General features: G+C 37.6%; 13 protein-coding genes. 3 read left to right on the top strand and 10 right to left on the bottom strand.

All coding sequences use genetic code 11. The annotated features are described in order from the left end of the window. Positions 1-18: 18 nt before the first annotated feature. From FHY47_RS03380 to FHY47_RS03350, 6 genes are all read right to left on the bottom strand, one after another. Positions 19-942 carry a TIGR01777 family oxidoreductase gene (locus tag FHY47_RS03380; RefSeq protein ID WP_148629648.1) on the bottom strand — a complete coding sequence of 308 codons (924 nt, stop codon included), beginning with the start codon at positions 940-942 and terminating at the stop codon, positions 19-21. Between the two features lie 126 nt (positions 943-1068). Continuing rightward, positions 1069-1776, bottom strand: coding sequence for a Type 1 glutamine amidotransferase-like domain-containing protein (locus FHY47_RS03375; protein ID WP_140461379.1), 708 nt, complete (start codon positions 1774-1776; stop codon positions 1069-1071). A 133-nt stretch (positions 1777-1909) separates the two neighbouring features. After that, positions 1910-2311 (bottom strand): hypothetical protein, encoded by a 402-nt coding sequence (locus FHY47_RS03370; RefSeq protein WP_187393420.1) that lies wholly within the window; start codon positions 2309-2311, stop codon positions 1910-1912. A gap of 326 nt (positions 2312-2637) precedes the next feature. Then, positions 2638-3699 (bottom strand): NAD(P)H-dependent flavin oxidoreductase, encoded by a 1062-nt coding sequence (locus FHY47_RS03360; RefSeq protein ID WP_140461377.1) that lies wholly within the window; start codon positions 3697-3699, stop codon positions 2638-2640. A 182-nt stretch (positions 3700-3881) separates the two neighbouring features. After that, positions 3882-4571 carry a response regulator gene (locus FHY47_RS03355; RefSeq protein WP_066104175.1) on the bottom strand — a complete coding sequence of 230 codons (690 nt, stop codon included), beginning with the start codon at positions 4569-4571 and terminating at the stop codon, positions 3882-3884. Between the two features lie 12 nt (positions 4572-4583). Beyond that, positions 4584-6164, bottom strand: a complete 1581-nt coding sequence (locus FHY47_RS03350) for an ATP-binding protein (protein WP_139891100.1) — start codon at positions 6162-6164, stop codon at positions 4584-4586. Positions 6165-6252: 88 nt separating this feature from the next. Here FHY47_RS03350 and FHY47_RS03345 point away from each other — a divergent pair, with 88 nt between their 5' ends. Next, the gene (locus FHY47_RS03345) at positions 6253-7296 is read left to right on the top strand and encodes a DctP family TRAP transporter solute-binding subunit (protein ID WP_139891101.1); all 1044 of its coding nucleotides are present in this window, start codon (positions 6253-6255) and stop codon (positions 7294-7296) included. Between the two features lie 213 nt (positions 7297-7509). After that, positions 7510-8787 (top strand): dicarboxylate/amino acid:cation symporter, encoded by a 1278-nt coding sequence (locus tag FHY47_RS03340; protein ID WP_066104184.1) that lies wholly within the window; start codon positions 7510-7512, stop codon positions 8785-8787. Between the two features lie 247 nt (positions 8788-9034). Here FHY47_RS03340 and FHY47_RS03335 read toward each other — a convergent pair whose 3' ends face one another. From FHY47_RS03335 to FHY47_RS03325, 3 genes are read right to left on the bottom strand one after another with little or no spacing between them, the layout of a single operon-like run. After that, complete coding sequence (locus FHY47_RS03335; RefSeq protein ID WP_066104187.1) at positions 9035-9403, bottom strand: hypothetical protein; 369 nt, start codon at positions 9401-9403, stop codon at positions 9035-9037. A 13-nt stretch (positions 9404-9416) separates the two neighbouring features. Then, positions 9417-10496: a toxic anion resistance protein gene (locus FHY47_RS03330; RefSeq protein ID WP_066104191.1), complete on the bottom strand. Its 1080-nt coding sequence runs from the start codon at positions 10494-10496 to the stop codon at positions 9417-9419. A 24-nt stretch (positions 10497-10520) separates the two neighbouring features. Then, entirely contained in the window at positions 10521-11321 is an 801-nt protein-coding gene (locus FHY47_RS03325) for a hypothetical protein (protein ID WP_066104194.1), read from the bottom strand. 379 nt (positions 11322-11700) lie between these two features. On the opposite strand from FHY47_RS03325, the gene FHY47_RS03320 reads away from it, so the two are divergent. Further along, positions 11701-12162: a PH domain-containing protein gene (locus FHY47_RS03320; protein WP_066104197.1), complete on the top strand. Its 462-nt coding sequence runs from the start codon at positions 11701-11703 to the stop codon at positions 12160-12162. Positions 12163-12271: 109 nt separating this feature from the next. On the opposite strand, the gene FHY47_RS03315 is transcribed toward FHY47_RS03320, so the two are convergent. After that, the gene (locus FHY47_RS03315; protein ID WP_139891103.1) at positions 12272-12964 is read right to left on the bottom strand and encodes a DUF1919 domain-containing protein; all 693 of its coding nucleotides are present in this window, start codon (positions 12962-12964) and stop codon (positions 12272-12274) included. Between the last annotated feature and the right edge of the window lie 13 nt (positions 12965-12977).

Below are 12977 nucleotides of genomic sequence, written 5' to 3'. Positions count from 1 at the left end.
GAAGTAAGGACTCTGCTTTTACCTCCGCGAGTCCTTTCTTTGTTTTACTAATTGCCTTAGAGCAGACCTTAAATCCGGATAGATAAATGAGTATCCGGCTTCGATTAATTTTTTGGGTATCACCTTTTGCCCTTGCAGTATTAACGTACTCATTTCTCCAAGAGCTGTCTTCATGAAAATAGAAGGAATGGTTGTCCAATGCGGTTTATTAAGTACCTCACCCAGAGTTTTACCGAAATCCTCCATTCTCTTTGGATGCGGAGCGGTAAAATTCACCGGGCCATTTATTTGGTTATTTCGGATACAAAATAAAATTGCATTTGCCACATCCTCAACATGAATCCACGAATACCATTGTCGGCCTGAACCTAAATTACCTCCGACAAATAGCTTATAGGGCAAAATCAATTTTGGAAAAGCCCCTTCTTTGGCACCAAGAATTAGACCAAAACGGGCAAATACGACTCGCATTCCAAAATCTGTTACTTTTTGGGCTCCCTGCTCCCACTGAACAACAGTTTCCGCCAGAAAATTGTCACCTGCTTGTTTCCAGTCCTCATGATAGGTTTGTTCTAGAGATGGCTCATAACAACCAATAGCACTTGCATTGATTAAAATTCGAGGTTTAGGGTCAAGCTTTGCTATTATCCTATAGATCTCATTTGTAGCATTTATACGGCTTTTTAAAATTTGCTTTTTTCTTTTCTCCGTCCAACGACCAGAATTCAGGGATGTGCCAGCTAGATTAACAATAGCTTCAATCCCTTCCAATTCCTCTTCTGGTTTACTATATTCATTAAGCCATTCGACTGGTTTAACAGTTGACATTGTCAGCTTATTTTTATTACGGGTCAAAATATAAACCTCGTGACCTTCCCTGACTAATAATGCAGCAAGTTCCTTCCCAACAAAACCGCTACCGCCGGAAATCGCTATCTTCATCCTCCGCACCCCATTCATTTGCGACTATCAATTCAGAAAGACTTTTAATCTATTTTTGCTTACTTTTCTACTTCCTTCATATGAAAAAGATGTAAACATTATAATAAGCACAACGTGTTATTCTCTCTATAAGTCTTCCTTTCCTAAATAAAAGGGTTCCAGGATTTTTTCCTCAATGCCATCTTCAGAAATTTTAACACTATAGGCGGCGGCGTTCGGTCTGGAGCTCACTACTTTTACCAGCTCTCCATTTACATAATGAAGCCCTACTCCATCATCAGCAGCAATACCTGGATTTATTAATCTATCTTTAACCATTTGTAAATAGGCAGGTCTTCTATTCATTTCACCGTCGTAGTGAGGTGAATGACTCCCCTTTAATATCCCCAATGCCTTTATTGGTTCAAGTGTATCTCCAAATGAATCGGTCAATCCTTCCTCATACCAGCAAATTGCACCTGCACTTATACCGCACAATAGGATTCCTTGGTCATAAGCAGTTTTCAGTATTCGATCCAATCCCCACTCTTTCCAGAGAATTAATAAGTTCTTCGTATTACCTCCACCTACATAGATAATATCCTGTTCGAGTATGTAATCCTGCAAATTTTTGGTTGGAGGCTTAAATAATGATAAGTGAGTTGGTTCGCACTCCTGCTCATTAAAAAAGGTATAAAACCTTTGTACATACCCGTCCGCATCCCCGCTGGCAGTTGGTACAAAGCATATTTTTGGCCTATTTACAGTAGCCTGTTTTAAAATATATCGATCCAATAACGGATTATCCGGTTCCATTGAGAAACCTCCGCCTCCTAAGGCAATAATCTGTCGCATAGCTCAATCCTCCCTTACTTTTGACGACCAATAACGTTCAGGCAAAACTTAGTCTATAAATAACGTTTAATATATGTTTGTTAACAGCGTTTATAATGAACAAATGCATAAAAAAGCCTTACTTAAGGCTTCTTTAAAACTTCAGTACTATTGATTTACCATCATCCTTAGAATGAATAGTTACTTGTTTTTGTACAGAGCGATTTTTTTCTAAATGGACATCATATGAACCAGGTTCTATGGTCAACTCATATTCACCTTTACTATTAGTTTGAACATTTAAGGGTTTCTTGTCTTGATTCTTAGAGTTTTTCTTAATCAAAATATCAGTTTCACCAAGTGCATGACCGGATGAATTCAAAAGGATAAATTTTATTTGAACATTTCTTCTGATATCCTCATCCGAGGAAGCAGTGATTTGTTTACTAGACGTGTGATTTAAATTCAAATCATGATCCCCAAAAGAATAGAAAATGGCATACAGATAAATCGAAAATACGATTACTGCATAAAATATGAGTTTAACCTTCGCCATCATATTCACATCTGATCGCCCCTTCATTCCCTTTAAAAAGTAATCATGAGCCTGCCTACTACCATTATATTTCCATCCTTAAGCTATCATTCCCTTCCAGTATTTAAAATTTGTTAAGAAAATACTAATAAGTGGCTCTAATAATCAGTTTGATAAACAGTATTGGAAGAGCAGAAAAAATGAACGAATTTGAACATTTAATTAGTCTATTACAACATGGAGCGATCTGGTCCATATTTACAACCATAGGATATTTATTTTTATTAGTTTGGTGGTTTTTGTTCTTATTCAAAAGTAAAAATAAAAGATAAATTATAAATTATAAATTATAAATTTACAAACTGGTTCAGAATCCCTTTTGATTCTTCTTGAAGAGATTGTATTAATTCTTTAACCGATACTTCCCTGCTTAATCTTGGGCTCTGCCCAGACCAAAGTGACATATATTCCTTATTATTTTGTTCACTTGCTACCCTTCTTATTTCTTTAGTTAATGTATTTTGATAAGGATAAGCCGGCAATTCATTTTCGTACTCTCTCATATTTTCCATGAATTTATTGTTAACACCCCGGGCTGTCTTACCAGAAAAGACCCTGGTTAATAATACATCTTCTTCTGATGCATTAAGAATAGCCTTCTTATGTAATGGATGTGCTCCACTCTCTTTTGTAGTTAAAAAAGCTGTGCCTAATTGAACTGCTTTTGCACCAAGACATAAAGCCGCTGTGACACCTCTTCCATCCATAATCCCTCCTGCAGCAATAACAGGTATGGAAACATTATCTACAACTTGTGGAATTAAAGACATTAACCCTATTAAGCTATCTGGATTCATAAATGATCCTCTATGTCCTCCTGCTTCGCTGCCTTGAACAACCACTGCATCCATTCCTATACTCTCAACTATTTGGGCTTCTTTTACATTTGTTGCAGTACCTATAACAACTGTTCCGACCTTTTTTAATTCTTTCACAATCTCTTTACTTGGAATACCAAATGTGAACGAGCAAACCTTCAATTTTTCTTTTAATACTATTTCAATTTGTTCATCGAATTCTGATTTAGTAGAAATCGACAAATCATCCTTTACTATCTGAAGTTCTTTTCGATATTGGTCTAATAAACTATTCGTTTTTAAAATTTTATCTTCTATTAATTCATGATTTTCAGGTACAAAAAGATTTATACCAAATGGATGTTTAGTTAACTTTTTTACATTATGTATGAATTCTCTTGTTTTATCTGCTGTTAAATAACCGGCTCCAATACTACCTAAACAATTATTATTTGAAACTGATGAAACGAGTTCTGGAGTGGTCACGCCTGCCATAGGAGCTTGTAAGATGGGATATTTAATCCCTAACTCTTGAATCAATTTATTCTCCATAACGAGTTCCCCCTCATTTTTTTGAATTTATAATAAAGTTTTTCCCCAGGATGTATTGTATTTTTTACTTTTCATTGCTAGGTTGCCAAACGTTGAATAACCTTGAATGGATATTGCAATAATTCTCTGATAAAACAAGAAATATTTAGCTTTTGTAGCTTCTTAACTGATTAATGCTAATATCAATTAACCGTTTGATAACGGTTGATAGGCCGTCCTATCCCGCCATACTGTAATACAATTTCTACTTTGTTTTGCTTTTCGAGATGTTCCAGATAACGACGAGCTGTGACTCTTGCAAGTCCAGTCCCTTCGGCAACTTCTTCTGCCGAGATTGGTTTCTTTTTCTCTTCGATGAATAGAAGTATTTTCTCCATTGTTGCCGGGTTAAGTCCTTTAGGGAGTACTTCCTTCTTCATTTTATGCCCCTGTTCAGGTTGGCTGCGCAAGAGACGGTCCAATTCATCCTGAGTCAACTCCTCTTTCTGTTTGAATTGCTCCCTGTATGCCTTATAGTTTTCGAGCGCTTGCTTCATTCGCTCAAAGGTGAATGGCTTCATGACATAGTCAAAAGCTCCAAACTGCAGAATTTCCCGAATTGTCTGCTGGTCATTAGCTGCCGTAACGACGATGACCTCTGTCGAAATGGCCTTTTCCCTGATTTTGCGGATAGTAGCAAGCCCATCCTGTTCAGGCATGAATATATCCATTAAAACAAGTTCTGGCTTCAAGATTTCTATTTGTTCAAGCCCCACCTTACCGTTCGGGGCAAAACCGACGACATGGAAGCCTTCTATTTTCTCAATAAACCCACGATTAACCTCGCGTACCATTGGATCGTCCTCAATTAGTAATACAGTAACTGTTTCCATTTCATTTCCCCCTTAAAAAGTAATGACAATGCTGGTCCCTTCACCAGGAGAACTATCCACTTCAATATTGCCGCCGCCTTTGGCGACAATTTCATGAATCAAGTACATCCCAATCCCATGTCCTTCTTCTTGTTTGGTGGTGTATCCATTTTTGAATAGATTATTGATGACGGCTTCATCCATCCCAATTCCATTATCCTCCACCAAAATTGATGTAGATTCATCCGTTTGGTCCAAGCTAATAGACACTTTACGCTCTTTTTGGATAGATTTCTGTACAGCCTCGAATGCATTTTCAATAAGATTTCCGATAATGACGACAAAATCATGATGGTCAAGCCCATTTGGAAAATGAGTCCAATTGCTGTTCTTATCTATTTCGACTTCGATACCTAGTTCTTTCCCATGGCTAACCTTACTTAAAAGCAAACCTGATAGATTGTCATCTTTAATGCGTTCATGTAGGAAATCAGTGAGCATTTCTTGTTCTTCTTTAGCTTGGAAGATATATTCAGTTGCTTTTTTATATTTACCAAGCTGAAGCAAGCCTGCGATTGTATGCATCTTATTTTTATGTTCATGATTTTGAACACGGAGAGCCTGAACAAAAGCCTTTACGCCTGTAAGCTCCTCGGCTAGCTTCTTCACGTCTGTCCTGTCCTGAAAGACTGCGACGGCTCCAATCGTTTTGCCCCTTACCTGAATAGGAATACGATTACTCAAAATGGAATGCTGGTTGACCAATAACTCCTTATTATAGACCGGGTGATTAAAATCAATGATTTCTGGCAATCTTGTATCAGGCAGAACATCATAAATATTCTTGCCGATTAGATTTTGCTTATCTACACCAAGGATACGATAGGCCTTTTCATTAAAAACCGTAATGGTCATATCATTATCAATAGCGATAATTCCTTCATGCATGGCATTGAAGGTTTCATTCCGTTCGGCATAGAGACGAGCTATTTCATGTGGCTCAAGCCCAAACATTTGGTTTTTAACATGCCGTGCCAGTGACCATGCTCCCCATGCGCCAAGTAGCAGCGAAAAACCAATAGCCAAGAAGATTTCAATCCTTGTCCCCCATACAATTTCCCATAGAGTTGGGGTCAGATATCCTGTGATAACCACCCCTACCTGATTATGTTCATCATCCATAATAGGAACAAATCCGCGCATAACTGTGCCTGCTTCTCCATTCGCTTTAGAGACATAGCTGTGTTCCGTAAACGCAGCATCCTCATCTGCCGTTTTTGACACTGTACCTATCATCCTTTTGACAGGATGGGACAGTCGGATACGATTATTATTGAGCACAACAATATAATCAGCATTATTGATAACCCTAATCCGCTCAACAACTGGGTTTATTTCTTCCGCTCTGCTTTTGTCACCGCCTTCTGAAAGCAGCTTCCTCACCTCAGGCAATTCAGCAACCGTTCTTGAGAGGAGCAGGCTCCGTTCGCTGATTTCTGCCTCCTTCTTTTCCATGAAACTTCCGAGCACAAAGATACCTGCAACAGCAAAAGAACAGATAATGATGAAGAAAGTCATAGTCATAATCTTCCAATGGATAGATATTTGCTTCATGCCCAAAACTCCTCGAGTAACTTTTTTCCATTGTACCACCAAAAAACATGGTAGAATATTGAAAAGAATAATATGGCGGGGATATGATATGAAAAGTTTTTTAATAACAGCTGTTTCCATCATTGCCGTATTGGTGATATACATGGGGGTTCAGCATGATTTTGGGCAGAAAGCAAGCTTACCGCCTGATTTTGAACAAGAGGGCTTAAACGAACAAATTGTCATCAACTTTAGTCATGTTGTTGCCGAAAATACACCAAAAGGGCTCACCGCTGATAAATTTGCAACGCTAGTCGAGAAGAAGACTAACGGAGCTATCCAGGTAGAGGTATATCCAAACAGCACACTCTACTCAGATGGGGAGGAACTGCAAGCTTTGCAAAATGGCGATATCGAGATGATTGCTCCCTCCTTCTCAAAAGTGACAGATTGGATTCCCGAATGGCAAGTTCTCGATCTGCCGTATTTATTGAAGAATTATAAAGATATAGAAGAGATTTTCACAGGTCCCATAAAGGGAGAGCTATTAGGGATGCTTGATGAGTATGGTGTAAAGGGCTTGGCCTTTTGGAATAATGGATTTAAACAAATTACAACGGCCCATTCTCCTGTTAAACTGCCAGATAATCTTGAGGGACTTACTCTGCGTACCATGCCAAGTAACATGCTCAAAAGGCAGCTGAACCTTGTTGGTGCAGAGAACCGAAGCGCTTCCTTTGACCAGGTTTATAGTTTATTAGAAAGGGAGAAGCTTGACGGCCAAGAAAATACGATCTCTAACATTGATTCTAAGGGTTTCTATCAAGTGCAAGATCATATGATACTATCCAACCATGGTATTCTTGGATATGCAGTCATGATTAACAATGAGTTTTGGAACAGTCTTCCAAAGAATTTACAGCAGGCAGTCATCGAAGCAATGGACGAAGCGACAGCTTGGAACTTAACGCAATCCGAGCAAATGAACAGAGAATCCTTAGCGAAATTGGAAGCTTCCGCTGAGCTTGAAATCTATCATCTAAGTGACGAAGAATTACGGCAATGGCAGCAAACTTTCTTGCCACTGTATGATTACTATAAGACCCAATTCGACGAAAAACTATTAAAAAAGATTCAAGAGTCGATTGACTGATGAGGCCTTCCCCTACGGAAGGTCTTTCTTTTTCATATAGATTGGATGCTGATTAAAGAAATATGCTCATTCTTTCGATTAAGATAATTATCCTGGTGACCAAAAAGACCAAAAAGAACATTAAAACCATAATCCCACAATTCCTTCTTTATCCTTTAAGATAAACACAATAAATTGTAAGCGCTAACAATAAAACAGAAAGAAGGGTTGGCTTTGAAAATCTTTAAGAATCTAACTGTCCAAGTTGTCACCGGTATCATTTTAGGGATTATGGTAGGGGCAATTTTCCCTGAGTTCGGTGCCAGTTTAAAAATCCTTGCTGATTTATTCATAAAATTAATTAAAATGTTGATTGCTCCAATTATCTTTTTGACAGTAATCATTGGGATTGGAAGCATGGGCAACCTAAAGAAAATCGGGAAGATTGGCGGCAAGGCTTTATTGTATTTCGAAATTGTATCCACTCTTGCTTTAGCAATCGGTATTCTTGTCGTCAACTTTGTTCAGCCTGGAAGCGGGCTTAATACAGAGAATTTAAAAACTGGCGATGTATCTCAATATACGGCACAGGCTGCTGAATCGGATCAGGGCTTCGGAGCATTCATTCTGAACTTGATTCCTGAGAATGTTGTCGGCGCCCTTGCTTCAGGGGAACTGCTTCCGGTCTTGTTCTCAGCAATTCTATTCGGACTGGCTGCTGCTTCTGTCGGCGAAAGAGCCAAACCAGTCATCACCTTCTTTGAAATAATAGCTGATATATTCTTTAAGATTGTCAATATGGTTATGAAAATATCCCCTATCGCCGCGTTTGCCGCAATGGCCTATACAATCGGAAATTTCGGTCTTGGATCGCTTGTTTCACTCGGAAAATTGATGGGCTCTGTGTACCTCACTATGTTTTTATTCGTCGTCTTGGTCCTCGGCTCAATTGCAAAATATTACGGTTTTAATATCTTTAAGTTCATGGCCTATATTAAAGAAGAGATTCTGCTGGTTCTTGGTACATCATCTTCCGAATCTGCCCTGCCGGGAATGATGCGAAAGCTAGAAAACTACGGCTGTTCAAAGCAAGTCGTCGGTTTGGTCATCCCTACAGGGTACTCCTTCAACCTTGATGGTACATCTATATATCTATCAATGGCCGCCATCTTTATCGCCCAGGCCTATGGGATTGATTTGACCATCTGGCAAGAACTGACCTTGCTTGGCATATTGATGCTAACCTCAAAAGGCGCTGCAGGGGTGACAGGATCCGGCTTTATCACACTGGCCGCCACTTTGGCTGCCTTCCCAATGATTCCGGTAGAAGGAATGGCGTTATTAATTGGTGTCGATCGTTTCATGTCTGAAGCACGTGCAATTACGAACCTAATTGGCAACGGTGTGGCAACTGTTGTTGTTTCTAAATCAGAGAAAGAATTCAATGCGGATTTTGTGCCTGATGAACAACCAAAGAGGTATGATGCCACTTCTCCTGCAGACAATCTATAAAACAAAGAGAAAGACAAGCCGTGCCTCCATCTGCCAGCTTGTCTTTCTTTTTAAATACTTTTTCTAATTTTCCATTCATATACGGATGATCAACCTGTGATACTTATTATTTTTCATTTTCAGGTTAATTTAATTATTGCTCTTAATCCATACCTGAGAAGATAGCTGCATAATGAAAAGACTGCCTATCTGACGTCCCGTCTCTGAAGAACAGTTAAATAAAAAAAACGCCGAATCAATCGGCGTTTCAGTAGTATATTCGATTTCCTTTTTCCTTCTGCTTTTTATAATACTTGTCGTATGCAACCAATGTTAAGACTGCTAGGATGGGATAACACAGTACCATGGAGTTGTATGAAGTGTATCCTGCAAAATTAAAATGGAATAGCAGGAAACCAATCGTATTAATGACAAGCAACCTCATTTTCAATGAATGGTTTTCTTTCATTTTCATAAAGAATAAGCCAAATAAAAGAATTGTAATCCCGATGGACATGGAAATATAGGAACCCAGGAACATTCCGAATGAATCAAAGAATACCACTGGTATCAATCCACTAAACATCACGGTCAAATAACAGGTTAGTAGCAAGAGAGAATATCTAACATATTGCATGGTTTCTTCCCCCTTATTGATTTAATAGCTTCGTTTTCATTTCTCTGTTCATATCATCCAGCTTCGTTACAAACTCTTTACTGCTGGCGATAATCCTTCTGCTGGATGCTTCCTGGGTCTCAATGGCAGAATAAATATCCTGGTAAGCCTTTTGCAGCTTTTCAATCGAGATAGATGGATTCTCCAAGAGCTTCGTTGTTTTTTCTGTGTTTTCTTTTAGCATTTGTGCGTTTGCCAAAATCATGTTTTCTGTAGCTTCATTAACATCATTAATTGCTGTAATGATTCGTTCCTGATTTTGCAATGCCAAATGAATTGCAGATGTAACGGGTGCTAAGTTCTTAGTCGTATCGATTGCATTCCGAATGGCTTCTTTCAATTTATCATTATTTTTCTTGATAATATCAACGGAAGCAAGGGACTGTTGCAGCACATTTACCATAGAGCTCATATTCTTTGTTCGTACAATGATTTTCTCCTGAGCTTCCATGACAAGCTGCTGCTTATTCTGCCATTCCGGATCGTTCTTTTTATCCTCAATCATTTGGAAAAGATGCTGACCCATATAGATTTGTTTATCTAAGAGATAAATTTTTTCATGGACATCTTTTTTGATGACATCAAGCTCAGCATTATCCTCCTGAAGCATATCTCTTCCTCTAAGTAAGGACTGTACGATTTCATCAATATTCTTTTCCACTGTTTGATACTTGGCAATAAACTTTTCATTTGAACTCTTGCGCAAAAACTTCGGAACAATCTTTGCTATTCCTTTTGTCTGATAAGCATTTGGATTCAGGTCAGAAACCGCCTCGCGAAGCTTCAGCAGATTAGTTGGTATATCGTGATTGTCCTTATTGTCCATCATATCTTTAACTGGTCTGCGCAGACTGTTTAATGATTCACCAGCCATACGTTGCTCATTGCCGCCGAAATTGCTTAAATGCTCTAGGACGGAGTCAATATTATGTGCATCGGTGTCAGATATTTTTTTGACGACCTGAGTTGCTTCATCATTTAATTTTTTCATATCTTCGGGATTTATGAATGATTGAATCGCTGTTTCGTCAAATTCCCTATTTTGTTCACTCATCGGTTTTCCACCTCTTGTCCGACATTATTTTTCATATCTTTGATCGATTGTAGTCAATGTTTTCTTTAAGTCAAATTCCCTTGTATTGTCAATATGTCTGCGAATTTGTGTAATTCGCTCCTGTATGATAATCAGTCGATTTAATGTATCATGTTCATACTTTTCTTGTTGTTTGGATTCCAATTGACTAAAGTCAGCTATCAGCTTTCGTAAATCTTTAATTATTGTCTCCTTAACCTGATGCTCATAATCAACATCAGAGATGAGATCCACATGCTCCAGTAAATAACCCAGGCTTGGGATAATTTGAGTAAAGGCATGATCAATCGGTGATGAGAGATAGTTTCTTTTTCTCGCATCTTCCAGCTCGTTTATAAGAGCAGTAAAGTTATTGTTATTTTGATATATCATTTTCATTTTTTCCGGCTGAAAACTCATAATGGCCCATCTTAAAAACAGGTCAATCTTTTCTAGATCGCTTTCTTTCTTTAATAACTGTTCAGAGATTTTCTTTTCTGTATAAACTCTCGATCTTGTATCGTATCGAACATCAAGTAAAGGCTGTTTGGTTTTAGCTTTTTGCGCATTAATCGTAATGTAATCCGGTCCAGCCAAGATAGATAGTATATTTGAATCCAATTCATATACATAATGGGCATAACGATCATCCAATTGAGTGCATACAAACTGGTCTTTTTGATTTTTACCTGCTATTCGCTTCATCACATTTGCCAAACGTTCCTGTTTTGGTCCTGCTGGTTTTGCGTCCTGCAGAAAAACTACAGCTGTAGCTCCTACCAATCCAAGAAGGATCATATAGAACATAAACAGTCACCCCTTTCTAAGGCAATTTTACCATACTATACATACGAACAAACAGACAGATAGTTTCAAAAAACATTGGTAATTTTCATTTCCTGTAGCACTTTTATCAAAAATAATGGATATCTCAAGAAAAACTATATTTATATATTATTTCTTTCCCTAAGCGAATATCTTAATTTAAAATTTCAGAATAGAAACTATTTTACACACCTAAAATATGGATTGTTTTGGTAAAATACAAATTGAAAGCTGACCCAAATCGTAAAACGGCCAATCGACGGCGAATTTCCATTAATTCACCTGTTAATTTGAAGGGTAAATTACATCTACATACGTACCACCAAGAAAGTATAAATTCAAACGAATAGAGGATGATAGCATGTATTTTTCATCAAAAAGAGACTTATGGATAACCGCTACCATTTGGTTATTCGCATTTATTTTTATTCTTTCACCCATTTTCTTTCCAGACCTTGGTGTTTGGATGACCCCTGAGTTCTTAGACAAGCAATGGATTAAAATCGTACTCTTAGTACCAGTTGGTTTTTGTTTAATGTGGATATGGCTTAAAACGGGATATACAATTGCGGAAAATCTCCTCACCATACACTACGGTCCATTTAAGAAGGAAATTAAGATTGATACGATTAGTAGTATAAGAAAAACCAGAAATCCTTTTACAGATCCTGCCCAATCTATGAATAAAATAGAAATTAATTTTACAGGATTTAATACGATTGCCATTTCACCAAAAAACCAAACTGAATTTGTTCGTCAATTATTAAAGCAAAATCCACATATAAAAACGGATTACCATTTTGAAAATCGTACGGAGAGTTAGGATAAGAATTAATAGATTAGCCTTTTTAAGTGCAATCTGCCTGCAGCGTCGGTCTAATACCATGAGCACATAAAAAACACCGGAAAACACCGGTGTTTTAATTAATTATCTATTTGTTGTCGATTAGCTTAAAAGGAAAATGCAGTTCAAAATTGGCTTTTCTTTTTTCAGGCTCTTTCTTAATCACTTCCCCTGTATTCAGCCAAGATGCTACATCAAAGTATTTCTTATAATCCGTTAGCTCATTTTGTAATTTGGTTTCTATGTGTTGATTTGAAAAACAAATCACATTGTCTAAATGTCCCATTGGCCTAGCCGTAAAACAGACTTTGTTTTTTAAAGGCAACTGATTGAACGTTTCAATACATTCTTTTCTGCACTGATACTGATCGCTGAATTTAAAAAACAACTGATCCCAATTTATGCGTTTAACTCTTTCATTCCAGTCATTTAATGCTGTCTGTTTATACTTATAGGAATAGAAATGGATCTCCACTTTCTGGTCCAACAGCCCAATGGGATAGATATCCGTTATTCCATCATATTTTGAATGGAGTGTAAATTTAAGGGGAGATTTCATATAATGCTCAAAGTTAGATAAAAGCTCAATATAGTCCGGTGCAAATATGAACATTCCAATAAATGGAGAGTTGTATTCCATACCTAAATCATCGTATACTTTCTTACCCCAATCATTGTCTGAGACAATCGTGAAATGACTGTTTTTCACTTTCTTTTTCATATCCAGATGAAAACAATAACTAGATATCTTTTTCGTTATTTTTTGTAGATAACCTTCCATTTTATCTCCCCCT

Source organism: Bacillus sp. E214, from assembly GCF_008087365.1.
Classification (GTDB): Bacteria; Bacillota; Bacilli; order Bacillales; family Pradoshiaceae; genus Pradoshia.
This window is presented reverse-complemented; position numbering and strand designations above follow the sequence as displayed.